This is a genomic window from Thermopolyspora sp. NPDC052614 (genome assembly GCF_040678635.1).
GTDB lineage: Bacteria > Actinomycetota > Actinomycetes > Streptosporangiales > Streptosporangiaceae > Thermopolyspora.
Window position 1 is genome coordinate 70,280 of record NZ_JBFATZ010000024.1, and the last position, 18,882, is coordinate 89,161.

The 18,882-nt window shown below is 71.3% G+C and carries 14 protein-coding genes; 7 read left to right on the forward strand and 7 right to left on the reverse strand.

Annotated elements, in window-relative coordinates:
* Positions 1-297 precede the first annotated feature (297 nt).
* The 3 genes from AB0K60_RS33270 to AB0K60_RS33280 all read left to right on the forward strand — a co-directional run bounded on the left by AB0K60_RS33270 (position 298) and on the right by AB0K60_RS33280 (position 2,339).
* Positions 298-1,200: an SPFH domain-containing protein gene (locus AB0K60_RS33270; protein ID WP_364064396.1), complete on the forward strand. Its 903-nt coding sequence runs from the start codon at positions 298-300 to the stop codon at positions 1,198-1,200.
* Between the two features lie 2 nt (positions 1,201-1,202).
* Positions 1,203-1,472, forward strand: a complete 270-nt coding sequence (locus AB0K60_RS33275; protein WP_364064319.1) for a hypothetical protein — start codon at positions 1,203-1,205, stop codon at positions 1,470-1,472.
* A gap of 231 nt (positions 1,473-1,703) precedes the next feature.
* Positions 1,704-2,339: a GPP34 family phosphoprotein gene (locus AB0K60_RS33280; protein WP_364064322.1), complete on the forward strand. Its 636-nt coding sequence runs from the start codon at positions 1,704-1,706 to the stop codon at positions 2,337-2,339.
* Between the two features lie 199 nt (positions 2,340-2,538).
* On the opposite strand, the gene AB0K60_RS33285 is transcribed toward AB0K60_RS33280, so the two are convergent.
* The 3 genes from AB0K60_RS33285 to AB0K60_RS33295 form a co-directional block, all read right to left on the reverse strand.
* The gene (locus AB0K60_RS33285; protein ID WP_364064325.1) at positions 2,539-2,871 is read right to left on the reverse strand and encodes a hypothetical protein; all 333 of its coding nucleotides are present in this window, start codon (positions 2,869-2,871) and stop codon (positions 2,539-2,541) included.
* A 382-nt stretch (positions 2,872-3,253) separates the two neighbouring features.
* Positions 3,254-3,910 (reverse strand): PaaI family thioesterase, encoded by a 657-nt coding sequence (locus AB0K60_RS33290; RefSeq protein ID WP_364064328.1) that lies wholly within the window; start codon positions 3,908-3,910, stop codon positions 3,254-3,256.
* 77 nt (positions 3,911-3,987) lie between these two features.
* Positions 3,988-6,348 (reverse strand): MMPL family transporter, encoded by a 2,361-nt coding sequence (locus AB0K60_RS33295; RefSeq protein ID WP_364064331.1) that lies wholly within the window; start codon positions 6,346-6,348, stop codon positions 3,988-3,990.
* Between the two features lie 117 nt (positions 6,349-6,465).
* Between AB0K60_RS33295 and AB0K60_RS33300 the strand changes: the two genes are divergently transcribed.
* The 3 genes from AB0K60_RS33300 to AB0K60_RS33310 all read left to right on the forward strand — a co-directional run bounded on the left by AB0K60_RS33300 (position 6,466) and on the right by AB0K60_RS33310 (position 12,001).
* Positions 6,466-7,020: a TetR family transcriptional regulator gene (locus tag AB0K60_RS33300; protein WP_364064334.1), complete on the forward strand. Its 555-nt coding sequence runs from the start codon at positions 6,466-6,468 to the stop codon at positions 7,018-7,020.
* A gap of 816 nt (positions 7,021-7,836) precedes the next feature.
* Complete coding sequence (locus tag AB0K60_RS33305) at positions 7,837-10,470, forward strand: AAA family ATPase (RefSeq protein WP_364064337.1); 2,634 nt, start codon at positions 7,837-7,839, stop codon at positions 10,468-10,470.
* Between the two features lie 184 nt (positions 10,471-10,654).
* Positions 10,655-12,001: an alkyl sulfatase dimerization domain-containing protein gene (locus AB0K60_RS33310; RefSeq protein ID WP_364064340.1), complete on the forward strand. Its 1,347-nt coding sequence runs from the start codon at positions 10,655-10,657 to the stop codon at positions 11,999-12,001.
* Here AB0K60_RS33310 and AB0K60_RS33315 read toward each other — a convergent pair.
* From AB0K60_RS33315 to dxr, 4 genes are all read right to left on the reverse strand, one after another.
* Positions 11,982-12,824 (reverse strand): GNAT family N-acetyltransferase, encoded by an 843-nt coding sequence (locus tag AB0K60_RS33315; protein WP_364064398.1) that lies wholly within the window; start codon positions 12,822-12,824, stop codon positions 11,982-11,984. The genes AB0K60_RS33310 and AB0K60_RS33315 overlap by 20 nt on opposite strands.
* A 48-nt stretch (positions 12,825-12,872) precedes the next feature.
* Complete coding sequence (locus AB0K60_RS33320; RefSeq protein ID WP_364064343.1) at positions 12,873-14,474, reverse strand: alpha/beta hydrolase; 1,602 nt, start codon at positions 14,472-14,474, stop codon at positions 12,873-12,875.
* Positions 14,475-14,696: 222 nt separating this feature from the next.
* Positions 14,697-15,872, reverse strand: a complete 1,176-nt coding sequence (gene ispG, locus AB0K60_RS33325; RefSeq protein WP_364064345.1) for a flavodoxin-dependent (E)-4-hydroxy-3-methylbut-2-enyl-diphosphate synthase — start codon at positions 15,870-15,872, stop codon at positions 14,697-14,699.
* Positions 15,873-15,959: 87 nt separating this feature from the next.
* Positions 15,960-17,156 (reverse strand): 1-deoxy-D-xylulose-5-phosphate reductoisomerase, encoded by a 1,197-nt coding sequence (gene dxr, locus AB0K60_RS33330; RefSeq protein WP_364064348.1) that lies wholly within the window; start codon positions 17,154-17,156, stop codon positions 15,960-15,962.
* 600 nt (positions 17,157-17,756) lie between these two features.
* Between dxr and AB0K60_RS33335 the strand changes: the two genes are divergently transcribed.
* Positions 17,757-18,848, forward strand: a complete 1,092-nt coding sequence (locus tag AB0K60_RS33335; RefSeq protein ID WP_364064350.1) for a peptidase — start codon at positions 17,757-17,759, stop codon at positions 18,846-18,848.
* The last annotated feature ends 34 nt before the right edge of the window (positions 18,849-18,882 follow it).

Consider the following 18,882-nt stretch of genomic DNA (forward strand, 5'->3'; position numbering starts at 1 on the left):
TTGCGCGCGGAAAATCACCGGACCTGCCCAGGTAGGCATGCGCCGGGCTGGTCGAATTCCGCCTTCTCCGTTGCGGCGACGGCCCCCGACGCCTTCAACTCCTCGGACTCACAAGGGTCGGCACCGGCGGTCACGGCCTCGCTGCGGCACCTGTCCGCAACGGCAGACTCCTGTGGCCCGGCGGTCGGCGGGCGCTCTCGCCTAGAAAAAGTGATATCACTTTGCTAGGTTCTAGATAGACATCAAGGAGGAGCCATGACAGAGAGCGCGCTCGTCAAGAACGACGTCGCGGTGGACATGCCGAAACCGCACACCAACGAGTTCCCCGCGTGGGAGACGAACGGGTGGCCGATCCTCGGCCTGTCCCTGCTGGCCATCGTGGGCGGCACCGCCCTGATGGTCGTGGGGACGGTCACGGCCGCCACGGGCGGCCCCACCGCAGGGACCGTGATGATCGTGGTCGGTGCGCTGCTGGTCATCGGCGGGGCCTGCCTCAGCACCAGCCTCACCGCGGTCGCGCCGGGCGAGGCCCGGGTGATCCAGTTGCTCGGCCGCTACAAGGGCACGGTACGCACGCCCGGTCTGCGGTGCGTGCTTCCGTTCACTCAGAAGGGCAAGATCTCGACCCGGATTCGCAACCACGAGACCGGCACCGCCAAGGTCAACGACGCCGACGGCAACCCCATCGAAATGGCCGCCGTCGTCGTCTGGCAGGTGGAGGACACGGCCATGGCCCAGTTCGAGGTCGATGACTTCGTGGAGTTCGTCGCCTTCCAGACCGAGACGGCCGTGCGTCACATCGCGGGCAGCTACCCCTACGACTCGCACGACGGGCAGCAGCTCTCCCTGCGGGAGAACGCCGACGAGATCACCGGGCGGCTGTCGGCCGAGATCGCGGCCCGGGTGGCCTCGGCGGGCGTCAAGGTCATCGAGTCGCGCATCACCCGCCTGGCGTACGCGCCCGAGATCGCGCAGGCGATGCTGCGCCGGCAGCAGGCCGGAGCGGTCGTGGCGGCCCGGCAGCGGATCGTCGACGGCGCGGTCGGCATGGTCGAGGCCGCCCTCGCCCGGCTCGACGAGCACGACGTCATCGACCTGGACGAGGAGCGCAAGGCCACCATGGTCAGCAACCTGCTGGTCGTGCTCTGCGGCGACCGTGACGTGCAGCCGGTCGTCAACACCGGCTCCCTTTACCGGTAACCGTGGCGACCGAACGAAAGAGCATCCTGCTCCGGCTGGACCCGGCGGTCCACGACGCCTTGGCCCGGTGGGCCGGCGATGAGCTCCGGAGCACCAACGCCCAGATCGAATTCCTGCTCCGCAAGGCGCTGGCCGACGCCGGACGCCTCCCCCGCGACGCGGGACGCATCCCCCGGCGAGGACGTCCTCCCAGACAGCCCAGGGGAAACGGCTCCGACCTGGCGGCGGCCCCCGAAGCCACGCCGGAGAACGCCCGGCCCCCCGATACCTAGCGCGTGACCGCATCGCTTCACCGAGGTGGCCATCCCTGGCGCCGCGACGGCGCGTCAACGTACGGCGCCGACCGACCCAAAGGCGCCCGGCCCGAGGGACCCGTTGCAAGACCCCGGCCCGAGGGATTCGGCCCAAGACGCGCGGTGAACGCCCGCGGTCATCGCACCAGTTCCCCCGTTCGTTCCGGCCAGGCCGGACACCCGGCCTGGCCCACTGAGAGGAGAGCCATCGTGAACGTTCCCGAGACCCTGCCGGCCCAGCTCTATCTCCTCGCCTACGACCAGGACAAGCACCGCCTCGCGGGCGGCATGTACTTCCGCTACCTGCTCCGCGCCGCCGCGTTGACCGAGTTGCTGTTCAGCGGCAGGATCGCCGACGAGTCGGGCAAGGTGCGGCCGGTCGAGCACGCCCGTCCGCTCGACGACCCGGTGCTGGCCCAGGTCCTCCAGCAGATCTCGGAGTCGAAACCCCGGTCATGGCAGCACTGGATCCGCACCCACGGCAAGGCCACCGCCAAGGCCGTCCGCGACGAGCTGGAGGCGGGCCGCTGGATCAAGGTGGAGTTGCAGCGCCCGTTCCTCATCTTCAGCCGAACCGTGATCCACGTGCGCGACCCCCGGGTCGTCAAGCGGCTGGCCGCCGAGGTCTCCGCGGCCCTGTCCGCCCCGCTCACCCGGGTGGAGGACCGCGAGGCCGCCCTGGTCGCCCTGGCCGCGACCGCCGAGCTCAAGACGGTCTTCCCCCGTAAGCGCCGCCGTACCCACAAGGACCGCATCGCCGCTCTGCAGGAGCGCGGCGGCCCGGCCGCCCCCGCCCTGCGCAAGGTGATCCAGCAGGCGCAGGCGGCGGCCGCCGCCGCCGGTTGACCGCGGCCGAGGAGTCGCCGCGACGCCTGCCGCGTCGACAGGTGCGACCCTCATGGTCAGGAGGTGGACCTCACATCAGCCGCCGTACCCCCGACGATTCCCCGAGTGAACGGTGGCCGCCATTTTCCGACGTGGCGGCCACCGTTCATCTTCGACGCATCGGCGATACGGCGTTGTGGGTCAGGTCATGGCAGGGCGGTCAGCAGGCTTTCCTGCCCGCTTTGAACCCCGCGGCGTACCCGCGGTCGTAGGCGGCCGACACCGAGACCTTTGGCTTCGTGACACTACGCCGCTTACAGGTGGACTTGGCGTAGCTGAACCCGTCGTTGTAGCCGTCCTGACACGCCCTTCTCTTGCGTTTTCCCTTCAGCTTTTTACAGGTCGGCGCGATGAGCTTGTCGACGACCGTGTTCGTGCTCGTCACGACGCTGCCGGACGCCGGGGCGGCGGACGCCGGCGGAGCCTCGGCCACGCCGAACGCGAAGGTGGCGAGGAGAGCCGGACCAAGGAAGATCAAACGCCTTTCGCGCATATCATCCTCCCTTTTCTGTGATCGACATGCGCACACCCCGAGACCGGCACGACAAGCACACGGCTCGGCACGGGCAGCCTCACAGGTGTGAACGATTGACGGTGTCTGGGGAACCCCTCGCTACGCCACCGCCTGAAGGCCCCTATTTCCTATGGGGCAGGTACGATGCTTCGCGCCGATATGCGCGTGACGGCCGGTCCCCCATATCCATGGCCATTTCGGCGCCGCATGTGAATCCATCGTCGGCCGCCGTTTGCGGAAAGTCCAGGGCCTTGACCTCGATATGGCTCATCCTTCACCCGGACGGCGATCGCGGTGAGGACGGCCGCGGGCGAGTCGTCACACCGCGTTTCATTACACCGCTCATCACACCGGCGTTTCGTCACACCGCGTTGGCGGGACCCTCTCCTGAGCGCACCCACTCCATGGGCGTGATGAACAGCCCGGTGGCCTCGACCAGGACTGTGTCGTCGGGCGTGGCGATGCGGCCCTCGACCCAGGTCTTGCGCCCCTCCGTGCGGGAGATCTCGGCCGTGGCCACCAAGGGCCGGCCGTACGGCGTCGGGCGGCGGTAGCGGATGGTGAGGGTGCCGGTCATGCCGCCGCGACCGGCCGCGGCGACGGTGTTGCCGAGCACATGGTCGAGGATCATGGCGCTCACCCCGCCGTGGACCGCGTTGGGCGGGCCCTCGTGGATGGGGCGGAAGGTCAGCTCGGACCGGGTGCCGCCCTCGGGGGTGACCTCCGTCCGCAGCGGAAGCGCGTGCGGGTTGCAGGCGCCGGTGACGGCGTTGCCAAGGTGGCGGTAGCTGCCGTCGGGGGCGATCTCGTGAGGCTGCGGGGTGGCGCGCTGGGCCGCCCGCAACCGGTCGGTGAGGGCCACGAGCTCGGCCGTCACGGCGGTCATCTCGTCCTCGTCGACGTCGGTCAGGGCCACCGCGTCCATCAGGTCCCGTACCTGCTGGGCGAGGACGCTGAGCGCGGCCAGGCGCGACTCCTTGCCGTCGGACTCCTCTGTGGACGCGAGATCAGCCGTCATGACCGTTTAGTTTAGAACAAGTTATAAATGATCTTTTGGGCGGGTATCACGTCTGCCATTGCCAACGTCCCCGAATGTCACAGGTGTGCGCGGTTCGCGCCGACGAGTTCCTTTTGCGGCGGCGCGGCGGGCTCGTCGTCGTCGTGCTCGGCGACCGACAGGGGCGGGAGGATGCGGTCGAGCCAGCGGGGGCACCACCAGTTGAGCCTGCCGAGCAGGACCATCGTGGCGGGGACGAGGAAGCCGCGGATGAGGGTGGCGTCCACGGCGATGGCGACAGCGAGGCCGACGCCGAAGACCTTGACCAGGGGGTCGGGGTAGGCGACGAAGGCCACGAAGACGGCCACCATGATCAGGGCGGCGGAGGTGATGACGCGGCCGGTGGCGCCGAGGCCCTCGGCGACCGCCCGGCGGTTGTCGTCGGTGCGCAGGTACGCCTGGCGGACGGAGGTGAGCAGGAACACCTCGTAGTCCATGGACAGTCCGAACAGCACGGCGAACAGCATCACCGGGACGTACTGGTCGATCGGCACGGTGAAGAACAGCAGGTTCACCGGCGACGCGTCCGCGCTCGGCGGCGGGTCCATGCCGACCAGGCGGCTGCCCACGCCATAGCTGAAGACGATCGCCAGCGCGCCGAACGCGGCCCCGAGCGAGACCATGTTCATCAGCGCCGCCTTGATCGCGACCAGCGGCGCGCGGAACGCCAGCAGCAGCAGGAACGCGCTGAGCAGCACCACGACGGCGATGACCAGCGGCGTGCGGGAAGTGATGCGTTCGCCCGCGTCGGCCAGGGCGGCGACCTCGCCGCCCACGTGCACATCGGCCCCCGGCACGTCCAGCGCCCGGATGCGATGCACCACGTCGGTCGCCCGGTCGTCACTGGGCGCGAAGCGCGAGATCGCGTTCACCATGACGACGGTGCCGTCAGCGCCGATCTTGGGCTCGGTGACGTGCACCACGCCCTCCACGCCCGCGACCCGCTGCCGCAGCGCCTGCACCGTCGGGTCCTGGAGCTTCGTCCCCCCGTCCGAGCCCTTCTCGCCTGTGCCCTTCTCGCCTGTGCCCTTCTCGTTCGTGGCCTTCTCGTCGGCCGGGGCCTCGGCCTTGTGGTCGAGTTCGGCGATGACGATCATGGGGGCGATGGCGCCCGGCCCGAAACCGGCGCTGATCAGCTCGTACGCCCGCCTGGCCGAGGTGCCCTCCCCGGCGTACCCGTCGTCGAGCGTGCCGAGTTTGAGGCCGAGCGTCGGCGCGGCGAGCGCGGCGAGCACGAGCGTGGCGGCGACCAGCACCCGCCACGGCCGCCCGGCGACCCAGTCGCCGAGCGCGGCCCAGCCCGTCGCGGGGCCGTCCCGCCCGGTACGACGCGGCCCCACGATGGGAATGCGCAGCGCGTTGACGCGATGCCCGAGCAGCCCCAGCAGCGCGGGCACCAGCGTGAGCGAGGTGAGCACCGCGCATATCACCGAGATCCCGGTGAGCAGCCCGAGAGTGCGCAGCAGCGGGAACCCGGCCAGGAAGAGCGCGCTGAGCGCGATCACGACGGTGCCGCCCGCGAACAGCACCGCGCCGCCCGAGCCGGCCGTGGTGCGGGCGATCGACTCACGCACCGTGACCCCGTCGGCGAGCAGCCGCCGATGCCGGGAGATCAGGAACAGCGCGTAGTCGATGCCGACACCAATACCGATCATGGTGGCCATCACCGACGCCTGCGAGGGCACGTCGATCACATGGCCGAGCAGTCCGATGACGCCGAGCCCCACGGCCACGCTGAACAGCGCGGTGAAGATCGGAATCAGCGCGGCGACGAGCGTGCCGAAGGCGAACAGCAGGACCAGCAGCGCGATCGAGACACCGATGATCTCGCTCGGGCCGGTCTTGATCTCCTTGTCTGCCGGGGAGGAGGAGTCGACCGGGACCACCTCGATGCCGGCCTGGGCCGCGGGCGCGGCGGCCCGCACCAGTTCCTCGGTGCTCGGCGAGGACGAGCCCCCGGAGCCCCCTGACCTCCCGGACGATCCCTTGGAGGAGTCGTCGGACTCCATCCGCACCGTGATCATTCCGATGCGCAGGCTGGAGGAAAGCCCACCGATCCGGTAGGGGGTATCGACGGACACCACCCCCGGCAGCGCCCGGATCTCCTTGAGCGACTTCTCGACCGCCCGCTTGGGCGCCTTCTCGGTCAGTGCCCGATTCGCGGAGTAGAGCACCAACTGGGCCGTACGCCCGCCCCCGTCGGCCGCGCCGAACTCCTCGCGGAGCAGGTCGTGGGCGATCTGCGCGTCCACCTCGGGAATGGACACGTTGTTGTTGACCGGAGCGCCGAAGATCACCCGGCCGCCCATGACGGCACCGGCGAGGGCGATCCACAGCGCCAGTACGATCAGGCCGTGCCGACCGCACCAATCGCCCAATCGCCGCAAAAAGTTCGTCATAGTCGACCTCTGGGGCAATCATCCTGGAAGGCTGTCCTGTATGGTCGTACAGGACCTACGGAAAGAGACTAGGGCGCAACCCAGTGGAAACGCACCAACTCGCCGGTTAATGAGACAATGGCCACACTCGATCAGGGCCAGGACACCCGGGCCCGCATCCTCGCCGCCGCCAGCGCGCTTTTCGCCGAACGCGGATACGCCGCCACCTCGCTGGCCGACATCGCAGCGGAGGTGGGGCTGACCAAAACCGCGGTCGCCTACCACTTCCACCCGAAGGACCGCATCGCCGCCGAGCTGATCGCCCCGGCGGGTGACGACATGCTCGCCCTGCTCGGCACCGACTTCGGCGACGACACGCCCTCCTTCATCGAGGCCCTGGTGGACTTCAGCGTCCGCCATCGAGCGGTGCTGCGCCTGATGATGGAGGACATCGGCGCGATGGATCACGCCCCGCCCGGCTCCACCGGCGAGATCATCCGCAAGTTCCGCGACGAGCTGTACGCCCGGCTCACCGGCGGCCAAGCCTCCGACCCCGTCGAAGGCGAGGCCCGCGTCCGCGCCTGGGCCGTCCTCGGCACCATCCAGCTAGCCGTCCTCAAAACGATCGACCTGCCCGAGGAGACGGTACGCCCGGCCCTGCTACGCGCCGTGCTCGCCGCCTACGCATCCTGACCTTCCCCGGCGGCACGACCCGGGCGCCCGTGCCCCAGGCCATCGGCCTGCCCGGCCTGCCCGCGCGGAACGTACGAGCGCCTCGCCACACGCTCACACTTACCGCCCTCCCAGACCAATTCGGCACGCCCCAGACGCCCGTGCTCCAGGCCACCGGCTTGCTCGGCCTGCCCGCGCGGAACGTACGAGCGCCTCGCCACACGCTCACACCTACCGCCCTCCCAGACCACCTCGGCACGCCCCAGACGCCACGCCGAATCACCCAATCCGCGCAAGTCGCCCAAAGGACCTACGACCCCCAGGCGGGTCACCGGCCCTGATTATCACTCGCCCCCACGGCTCCCGGCCCTTCCGGACGGCCCTTGATGCACGACGGGCACCGCGTACAAGAGCCACCGACCCGCCGGAACGGGCGCCCCTCTGCCCGCATGTCCTGGCGTTTCCGCCCATCTATATCAGAACGGTAAATGTCACTCACGTCAATAATGAATGTCGCAACGGATGAAATCCGGAATCATTCCAGAAGATGACACGCCGGGCAGCGCTCCCCCGCCACCCTCACCTCCCCTCCCTCTCGGGCACGACCCGGCCTTGATGCCGCCGTGCAACGCCATCGGAAAGGTCGGCCGTAACGCACGCCGGCAAGGCACGACGCGTACCTCGGCGTGTTCGGGTGAAGCCACGCGGTGAGGCGTCTTCGGTATCGCCAATACCCGAGTGTGCATAGCGCTTCGGAAAGATAGAGAATTGCAGTAACTTAACGGAGTTTAGTCAGCAAGCTGCAGTTCGCCGATCGTGAGGTATCCCGGTAGCCCGATGAAGGAGCCCGCCGCCGCCATCGGGCGCGCGCACGCCCTGCGCCGCCTGTTTGACGCCCTGTCCCGCACCCCCGTGACCGTGCTCGTCCTGGGCGAGGCGGGTATCGGCAAGACCCACCTGCTGGCCGAGGTGAAACGGCACGCCCGCGAGGCCGGGGCGCGCGTGCTCGACGGCCGCGCCCGTGACTTCGGCGGCGGCCTCGCCTACGCCTCGCTCGCCGAGGCGTTCTGCTCGCTGCGCGAGGACCCCGGTGCCCGCGAGCCGCTGCGCGCCCTGCTCGACGCGATCGACGAGGCGGCCCTCGGAGGCTCGGCCGCGGCGCCCGCGGTGCTCGCCGTACGGCTGCTGGAGTCCCTGCCGGGACCCACGTTGATCGCGATCGACGACGCGCACCTCGCCGACGCGGACACCCTCAGCGTGCTCGCCCACCTGCCCCGCCGCGTCCCCGATCTGTCGGTCGTCGTCACCGCCCGCCGCCCGCCGGCCCTCGACGCCGACGAGACGATCACGCTCGCGCCGCTCACCCTGGACGAGGTCACCGACCTGGTCACCCGGCTGCTCGGGCGCACGCCGAGCCCGGCGACCGTGCGTCGCATCCACGAGGGCAGCCGGGGCAACCCGTGGTTCGCCCGCGAGCTCGTGCTGGAGCTGGTGCAGGGCGGCGCGGTGCATTCCACCGACCCCTCCGCGCGCCGCGGCGCCATCCTCGGCCGCCTGTTCCAGCGTGACCAGGGGGCGAGGGACCTCGCCCGGGTGCTCGCCGCGCTGCGCCGCACCCGCCCGGCCTACCCGACCGACCTCGAGGTGCTCGCCGAGGTGGCGGGGCTGGCGCCGGAGCAGGCCGAGCGGGCCTTCGACGGGCTGGTCCGCGACGGCGTCGTGGTGAGCGGCGAGGACGGCTCGCACGAGTTCGCCCACCCCCTGGTCGCCGAGGCGCTCTACGCCGACCTCGGACCGGCCGAGCGCCGCCGGGTGCACGCCCGCATCGCCGAGCTGCTGCGGCGTCAGGGCCTGCGCGGCACCCGCAGCATGCTGGAGTGGGCCACGCACGTCGCCGAGGGCGCCACCGCGCCCGACGCGCTCGCCGCGATGCTGGAGGCCGCCCGGCTGACCCGCGTCACCGCTCCGCTGTCGGCCGCCCACTGGTACGGCCGCGCCGCCGACCTGGCCGCCCCCGCGGATCGCGGCGCGCTGCTGTCGCGGCAGGCGCTGTCGTACTGGAAGGGCTCCCGGCCCCGGGAGACGGTGACGGCGGGGCTGCACGCCTTGCAGCTGCTCCCGCCGGGGCGGCGGCGGGTGCGGACCGCGTACACGGTGGTGCACGCCGCCGACTCCCTCGGCAACTACGACCAGGCGCTCGCCGTCATCGACGAGCAGCTTCCCGACGCCGACGACACCGCCGCGCTGCTCGCCCAGCGGGCCGCGATCAACGCGCAGTTCAGCCGCGACACCGCCGAGACCGCGCGGCGGGCGTGGGCGGGGCTGGCCGAGTGCCCGCCGGAGGACCGGCTGATCACGCTCACCTCGCTGGGGCTGCACGCGGTGGTCACCGGGGACTGGCCGAACGGCGAGCGGGCGGTCGAGCTGATCGTCAAGGGCTCGGTGGCGCTGCCTCCGGTGGCCCGGATGTCCTCCCTGGAGACCGCCGCGCACCTGCTCGCCATCGCCGGCATCCGCGCGCGGGCGCTCGCCCTGCTCAACCAGGCCGAGGAGATCCGGCGCGGGCTCGGCTGGGGGGACATCGCGGGGCAGGCGAGCCGTACGATGGCGGTGATCCGCAGGCTGGGCGGGGAGTGGGAGCGGGCGCTGGCCGACATCGCCGCCGACGCCGAGGCGATGGCCGAGGCCGGGCTGGCGGAGAACCTGGCGCTGCTGCGCAACATTCAGCTCGACATCCTGCTGGAGCAGGGCCGCTACAAGGAGACCGAGCCGATCTTCGCCCAGCCGCCGCCGGACTGCCCGCTGCACAGGGGGCTGCGCACGGTGCTCGCGGCCCGGCTGGCGTTCGGCCGCGGCGATCGGGAGACCACGGCTCGTCTCCTGGATCAGGCCCTGGAGGCGGGGCCGACCGAGGTCATGCACCGCGCCCTCGGGGTGAAGGTGATGCTGCACGGCACGGCGGGCGATTGGGACATCGCGCGGGAGCTGTCCCACCGGCTCGACGAGGGCGCGAAGGACGGCATCCCCCGGGCCCGGCTCACCGCCCACCTGTGCGCGGCGGCGGCCTTCCGCGACCCGGAACGGGCCGAAGCCGCCTTGGAGCTGGCCCGCGCCGACGGCATGGTGTTCGAGGAGGCGCAGGCCCGGCTGGTGCTCGGCGTGCACGGCGACCGCGGGCAGCTTCAGCGTGCGCACGCGATCTTCACCGAGCTGGGCGCCGAGCCCTGGCGCAGACGCGCGGCCAACAGACTGCGCGAGGCCGGGCTCGTCCCCGCCCCGACCGTCACCCTCACGGCCGTGGAACGCCGTGTCGCCCAGCTCGTCGCGATCGGCCGCAGCAACCCGCAGATCGCCGAGGAACTGCACTACAGCCGCAAGACGGTCGAGGTGTACCTCAGCCGCGTGTACGCCAAGACGGGCCTGCGCTCACGGGTGGAGCTGGCCCTGGCGGTGGACCGCGGCGAGCTCTAGACAAGCCTTTCACGGGCCTCATACGCACCGCAGGCGAACCAGCCGCACGCCGAGCGGCGTGGCCACAGCACTAGGGACCTCCCTACTTCCTCGGCCTGTGCCTTCGAGGTCATTGTTTCCGGTGAGGGTCGGGAGGCCGGGCCGGGGGGATCGCGGGTGAGTCGCGGGAGGAGGGGCGAGAAACATGCTCGACTACGCCGAGCGGGTGTGGCAGGGCGTCACGAGCCCCGGCGACGTGCCGCTCGCCGACCTGCGGGCGCACGGCGTGCACCGGGTCGCCGAGAACGTGGTGCTGTGGCCCGCCTCCGGCAACGTGTACGCGATCGCCGGCTCCGGCGGCCTCGCCCTGTTCGACCCCGGCAACACGATCGATCCCCCGGCGTTGTACACGGCGATCCGCGACTGGTCGTGGGTGCCGGTCCGCTACGCGATCCTCGCGAAGGGCCGCTACGAGCACGCCTCGGCGCTGCAGCCCTTCGAGGAGGAGGACGGGCCGCGCCCGACGGTGGTCGCGCACGAGAACGCGGCCGGCCGCCTCGCCCGCCGGGCACGCGCCGCCGGTTACCACAGCGTCGTCAACCAGCGCCGGTTCGGCTTCGCCCGGCTGTCGTGTCCCTCGGCGTACCGGCCCGCGGATCTCACCTATCGGGAGAAGCTGACGCTCTCCCTGGGGGACGTCATCCTCGAGCTGCGTCACGCGCGCGGGGAGACCGACGACGGCACCTGGGCCTTCCTTACCGAATCGGGCGTGCTGCTCACCGGCGACCTGTTCACCTGGGGGGTGCCGCAGGCGGGCGACCCCCATCTGGCGCAGCGCCACCCGGACGAGTGGGCGCAGGACCTGCGCCGGATGGCCGCCCTCGACGCCGAGACCCTGCTCCCCGGGCAGGGCCCGCCGATCCACGGGCGCGAGCGGGTACGGTCGGCGCTCACCGACACCGCCGACTACCTGGACAGCCTGATCGATCAAACCCTCGAACTGATGAACGCCGGCGCACGCCTCGACGAGGCCCTGCACACCGTACGGCCCCCGGCCGCCCTGGCCGAGCGGCCGTACCTGCGCCCGTGGCATGACGAGCCGGAGTTCCTCGTCCGCACCATCTGGCGGCTGTACGGCGGCTGGTATGACGGCAACCCCGCCCATCTCAAACCGGCCCCCGACGCCCGGCTCGCCACCGCGCTGGCCGGGCTCGCCGGAGGCGCCGCCGCGATCGCCGGGGGGGCGGTCGCGACGGCGGAGGCCGGCGATCTGCGCCTCGCCTGCCACCTGGCCGAGCTCGCCGCCCAGGCCGACCCCGACGACCACAAGATCCAGGAGATTCGCGCCCGCACGTACGCCATGCGCGTGCGCGGCGAGCTCTCGTCCACGGCCAGAAGCGTCTACGCCTGGGCCGCCGCCGAGTCCCGTGCCCGCGCCTCCGGCGTGGACCTTCTCGACGTCTACCACGAGGTCTGCGAGGGCAGGGACTGGTGGACGCCGGAGCCGGCGGCGGACGAGGCGGCGCGGGAGGCTAGAACAGCACGGACATGAACGTGTCGACCTCCCGGAAGCCGACCTTGCGGTAGACGGCCCGCGCCGGGTGGTTGAAGTCGTTCACGTACAGGGTGACGAGCGGCGCGAAGTACTTCAGGGCCTGCTCCACCACGGCGGCCATGCCGGCCACGCCGTAGCCCTTGCCGCGATGGTCCGGATTCACCCAGACGCCCTGGATCTGGCAGGCCTGCGGCGTCACCGCGCCGATCTCGGCCTTGAAGATGACCTCGCCGTTCTCGATGCGGGCGTACGAACGCCCGATCCGGATCAGCTCGGCCACGCGGGAACGATACAGCGCGCCGCCGTCGCCGACGTCCGGGGAGACGCCCACCTCCTCGGTGAACATCGCCACGCACGCCGGCAGCACGATGCCGAAATCCTCCGGCCGGACGCGGCGCACCAGCGGATCCGGCGCGACGGGCGACGGCGACGAGGTCACCATCACCGGCTGGGCCGCCCGAATCGCCCGCGCCGGGCCCCAGTACGGCTCCAGCCGCTCCCACAACGATTCCACGGCGGGCGCGGGACCGACGATCGACGAGCAGCGCCTGCCCTGACGGCGGGCGCGCTCGGCGAAGGCGCCGATGGCCTCGGGCCCGGCGTTCACGGGGACCAGGTTGGCCCCCGCGTAGCACACTGAGGTCAGCCCGCCGCGCGAGCCGAACCCCCACATCTGGCCGCCGAGCCGGGGGGGATTGAGGCCGACGGCCCGCACCCGTGACGCGACGAAGACGTTGGCGACCGGATCGGTGTCGAGGAGCCGAAGCACCTCGTCGCGATCGTTGTCGTCCAGCACGCGCGACGCCGATGTACGCAGCATCACATGGTCAAGCCTACGCGACCACCCGCATTTTTACAGGAATGACCTCTACAGGTGGAAAGGCAGACCGATCCGGGCCGCACGCCCGGACGACGCGGCCTCCTCGCCGCGGCCGGACGGGACCGGCTCGGGCGGGCGCGCGCAGGTCGCGCCCTTCCCCCGCTCGGGCGGCAGCGCGCCTCCCAGCAGGTAGAAGGTCAGGCGGCGGTCGGCGCAGGCGTTGCCGTTGAGCACCACCCCGTGGTTGCCGCCGCCCACGGTCAGCAGCCGGGAGGTGGGGAACAGCCTGCGCATGCGCACCGCCCCCGCGTACGGCGTGGCCGCGTCCCGCCGCGACTGGACGAGCATGATCGGCGGCAGTTTCGCCGAGCCCACCTTCATCGGCGTGCCGCCGCGCACCGGCCAGAACGCGCACGGCGCGTTGTACCAGGCGTTCGCCCAGGTGAGGAAGCGGGCGGAGGCGCTCACCCGGTGGCTGTCGGCCCGCCAGACCGCCCAGTCGCGGGGCCAGGCCGCGTCCCGGCACTCCACGCCGAGGTAGACGGCGTAGCCGTTCTCGGCCTCGGCCGTGCCGTTGCGGACGAACCGCTTGAAGGCCCGCACCAGCCTGCCGGGCTCGCCGTGGCGGGAGTACGCCGAGAACGCGCGGGCGAGTTTGGGCCAGGCCGCGTCCGAGTAGCCGGCCACGGTGAACATGTCGTCGAGCTCGCTGGGGCCGACGACGCCCTTGGCCGGGTGGGTGCGCAGCCGCTCGCGCATGGCGTACCAGGCCGCGGTGGTCCGCTCCGCCGTACGGCCGAGCCGGTAGACGGCGTCGTGCTCGGCGATCCAGGCCATGAAGTCGCGATGGCGGCGCTCGAAGGCGTGGTCCTGGGCGAGGTTGTTGTCGTACCACACCCCCTCGGGGTCGACCACGCTGTCGAGCACCATGCGCCGGACCCGGCCGGGGAACATGGTGGCGTACACGGCCCCGAGATAGGTGCCGTAGGAGTAGCCCAGGTAGTTGATCCGGGGCTCGCGGAGGGCGTGCCGGATGGCGTCCATGTCGCGGGCGCTGTTCTCGGTGGTCATGTGCGGCAGCAGCCACCGCCAGCGGGCGGCGCAGCCCTCGGCGTACTGCCGTGCGCGGGCCAGCAGCCCCGCCTCGTCGTTGCGGTCCCGCGGCACGTTGTCCAGCCGGGGCGGCTTGTAGTAGCGGACCGGGTCCACGCACGTGAGCGCCGGACGGCTGCCGCCGACGCCGCGCGGGTCGAACCCGATGACGTCGTACCGGGCCGCGACCTGGGCGGGCAGGTGCTCGGCCACGTAGGTGGCGAGCTCACGTCCCGACGCGCCCGGACCGCCCGGGTTGACGAGCAGCACCCCGAGGTGGCCGGAGCCGCGCGGCTTGGCGGCCTTGATCCGGTTGATGGCGAGCCGCAGCTTCCGCCCGGTCGGGTGGGCGTAGTCGAGCGGCACCTCCACCGTGGCGCACTCGGCCTTGGCCGAGACCTCCTGATCGCCGGACTTCTCGCACGGCCCCCACTGAACGGCCGCCGCACCCCCCTGTTTCGCCGCGGCCCGCTCCGTCTCGGCGGTCGCGCCCTCCGCCCAGCCCAGGCCGGCCGCCAGCACGGCGGCCCCCGTCGCTATCCCGATGACCCGCTTCACCGTCACGTCCTCTCTGCTCCCGATCGATGGCAGAGACGATGTTCTCCTATGTGACGGTGCGATTACCGACGGTCAGCTCCGAGGTTGCCAAAGTGTAGTCAACGAATTACTTACCGCGGCATGAATGCGACACGGCCGAGCCCGGCACGCGGGCACGGACAAGGGCACGGCCGGTCGAAGCACGGATGCCGGGCCGCGGGGATCACCCCCCGGCCCTCGGGGTCAGCGGACGATCACCTCGGGGGCGGGCGCGTCGTCGCCCACGGCGTCCGGGTCCACGTCGATGCCCATGCGCTCGGCGAGGGCGAGCGCCTCTTCGATGAGGGTCTCGACGATCTGCGACTCCGGCACGGTCTTGATGACCTTGCCCTGGACGAAGATCTGGCCCTTGCCGTTGCCGGAGGCCACGCCGAGGTCGGCCTCGCGCGCCTCGCCGGGGCCGTTGACCACGCAGCCCATGACCGCCACCCGCAGCGGGATCGGCAGCCCGGCCAGGCCCGCCTGCACCTGCTCGGCGAGCGTGTAGACGTCCACCTGGGCCCGGCCGCACGAGGGACAGGAGACGATCTCCAGGCCGCGCTCGCGCAGGTTCAGCGACTCCAGGATGGCGGTGCCGACCTTGACCTCCTCCACCGGCGGGGCCGACAGCGACACGCGGATGGTGTCCCCGATGCCCTCGGCGAGCAGCGCGCCGAACGCCACCGCGGACTTGATCGTGCCCTGGAACGCGGGGCCGGCCTCGGTGACGCCGAGGTGCAGCGGATAGTCGCACTGGGCGGCGAGCAGGCGGTACGCGGCGATCATCACCACGGGGTCGTGGTGCTTGACCGAGATCTTGATGTCGCGGAAGCCGTGCTCCTCGAACAGCGAGCACTCCCACAGGGCGGACTCGACCAGCGCCTGCGGGGTGGCCGAGCCGTACTTGGCCATGAGGCGCTCGTCCAGCGACCCGGCGTTGACGCCGATGCGGATCGGCACCCCGGCCGCCGAGGCGGCCTTGGCGATCTCGCCGACCTTGTCGTCGAATTTCTTGATGTTGCCCGGGTTGACGCGGACCGCCGCGCACCCGGCGTCGATGGCGGCGAAGACGTACTTGGGCTGGAAGTGAATGTCCGCGATGACCGGGATCTGCGACTTCTTCGCGATGATCGGAAGCGCGTCGGCGTCATCCTGCGAGGGGACGGCCACCCGGACGATCTGGCAGCCGGCCGCGGTCAGCTCGGCGATCTGCTGCAGGGTGGCGTTGACGTCGGCGGTCACCGTCGTCGTCATCGACTGCACCGACACCGGCGCGTCCCCGCCGACCGCCACCGGCCCCACCATGATCTGCCGCGATCGCCTGCGTTCGGCGAGCGGTCGGTTGCGCACGGTGGGGATGCCGAGATCAACAGAAGTCATTGCTGCCTCTTGGGTGGATGGGCGATGTCAGCGGCGAGCGCTGCGGCACCAGTCTAGGCAAGCCCGCAGGCCGATCAGGCCAGAACCTCATGCCGTCAGCTCCCGGGCCCGGGCCCGGGCCCATTCGTCGGCGGCGAGGACCTCCTCGACGGAGGAGGCGGGCAGGACGTCGTGCTCGCCGACGACGCTGGCGATGGTGTCGACGATGCCGGTGAACGGGAGCCTGCCCTGCAGGAACGCCTCGACGCACACCTCGTTGGCGGCGTTGTAGACGGCCGGGGCGGTGCCGCCGGACTCTCCGGCCGAGCGGGCGAGGGCGACGGCGGGGAACGCCTCGTCGTCGAGGGGGTCGAAGGTCCAGGTGTGGGCCCGGGTCCAGTCCACGGCGGGCGCCGCGCCGGGGACGCGCTCGGGCCAGCCGAGGGCGAGGGCGATCGGCAGCCGCATGTCCGGCGGGCTCGCCTGGGCGATGGTCGAGCCGTCGGTGTACTCCACCATCGAGTGAACGACGGATTGCGGATGAACCATGACCGAAATCCGGGCGTATTCGATGTCAAACAGCAGATGGGCCTCAATCACCTCAAGGCCCTTGTTGACCAACGTGGCGGAGTTGATGGTGATCGTCGGTCCCATGGACCATGTCGGGTGCGCGAGCGCCTGCTTCGGCGTCACCTCCGCCAGTTCCGCACGGTTACGTCCCCGGAACGGCCCGCCGCTCGCCGTCACCACCAGCCGCCGCACCCGCCTGTCGTCCGGCCCGTACGGCCCGGCGGCCCACAGGCACTGGGCGAGGGCCGAGTGCTCGGAGTCGACCGGCAGCAGCCGGCCGGGCCGGGCCAGCCGCTTCACCAGCGGCCCGCCGATGATCAGCGACTCCTTATTGGCCAGCGCGAGCACCCGCCCGGCCTCCAGGGCGGCGAGCGTCGAGGTGAGGCCGAGCGCGCCGGTGACGCCGTTGAGGACCACGTCGCACGGCCACGCGGCGGCCTCCGCCACCCCCTCCGGGCCAGCGAGGATCTTCACCGGCCGCCCGGCGAGCGCCTCACGCAGCGCGGGGACCGCCGCGGGATCCGCCACCGCCACCACCTCGGGCCCGAACTCCGCCACCTGCCGCGCGAGCAGCTCGATGCGGCCGCCCCCGGCGGCCAGGGCGACCACGCGGAACCGGTCCCGGTTGCGCGCGACGACGTCCAGCGCCTGGGTGCCGATCGACCCGGTCGATCCGAGCAGGGCGACGGACCTCGGCGCACGGTCCGCGCGCTCGCGGGCGGGTTCCCCGCTCATGGGCGCACCCTCCAGGACCTTATTCCGCAGGACCTCACGCTGCAGGACCTCATTCGGCAGGACCTCACTCGACAAGGGCTCCTTCGTCACCGGATCGTCTGTCACCGCCTCGTTCGTCGTGACTCCCCCGTTTTCCGGAGAGAGCGTCGCACACCCGCTCGACGCGCGTTCACCGTCCCCGGGCTCCGGGCGTCGCCGGTCGCCCTCGCGGGCGGGTCGCCGGACGCCCGGACGGGCGGACGGCAGCTCTCCCCCCGCGCCTTCCACCACGTCTCCGGCCATGCCACGACCCATGCCACAACCCACGCGACGGCCTATGCCAGGACCCACGCCAGGACCCATGACACGACGCCGCGTAACCATTCAAACACATGTCCGAGCCTATCGGTTCGCGCTCTCCCGCGCCGCCCGCGCTCCGATTCTTCCCCGCCCGTTCCCCGGGTCGCCATCGGGCCGGCCTCGGATTGACGCCTGTGACTCAGGAGGCTTCACACCATCCATGCCTAAATCACGCCATATCCAACTTGACAGATGAGCAGAAAGCTCAGTCAACCCCCAACTACCTTCCCGCGACAGGGACACCCGCTCACGGAGGTACGAATGCACGCAACCGCACGACGTCTCGCCATCCTGGGAGTGATCCCGCTCAGCGTGGCCGGCATGATGCTGCCCGCGGCGAACGCCGACAGCACCGCCAGAACCGCCGCCGGAACGAGCGCGGTGACCTCCACGGCCGCCCAGACGGACCCCGACTCCCGCTACGTCAGGTGGAACGCCGCGAACACCTGGGCCAAGCAGCAGACGGTCCGGACCTACTGGAACCGCTCGCGCCTGATGGGGGCACAGCCGTTCGACATCGTGCTCACCGCGTCGGGCGTGTCGAACAGCACCGGCAGGTCGAACAGCCGGTCGAACGGCTCGTCCGCCACCGTCGGGCAGCCGTCCGCCTTCGCCCCCACCCTCGGACGGCAGGCCATCGGCAACTCCAACCGCGTTACGAAGGGAGCGCTGTGGCCGGGGACCGGCGCGATCGCCACGACCGCCGGACGCGTGTTCTTCACGCTTAACGAGAACGGCCGCGCCCGCACCGCCTCCTGCTCGGGCACCGCCGTCACCAGCGCGAACCGCAGCGTCGTGATCACCGCCGGGCACTGCGTGAAGTCGGGCGGGCGCTTCCACACCAACTGGGTCTTCGTGCCCGGCTTCAACAACGGCAACCGGCCCTTCGGCACGTGGGTCGCGACCAACCTGTTCACCACCCCGCAGTGGAACGCCAACGAGGACCTGAACTTCGACGTCGGCGCCGCGGTGGTGGCCCCCCTGAACGGGCGCAACCTCGTCGACGTCGTCGGCGGCCAGGGCATCGCCTTCAACCAGGCCCGCCGCCAGCAGATGTACTCCTTCGGCTACCCGGCCGCGCAGCCGTTCGACGGCAGCAGTCTGATCTTCTGCGCGGGCCGTGCGAAGGACGACGACATCTCGTCCAACGACCTCGGGCTCGGCTGCATCATGACCGGCGGGTCGAGCGGCGGTCCGTGGTTCCTCGCCTTCAACGAGCGGACCGGCGCCGGGGTCGTCAACTCGGTGAACAGCTTCAAGTACAACTTCGACCCCAACACCATGTACGGCCCGTTCTTCGGTCAGGAGGCGCAGGCCGTGTTCGCCGCCGCCCAGGCCCAGGGCGCCCAATAGGCCGTATCGACCGACGACGGCCGAGCCCAGCCGA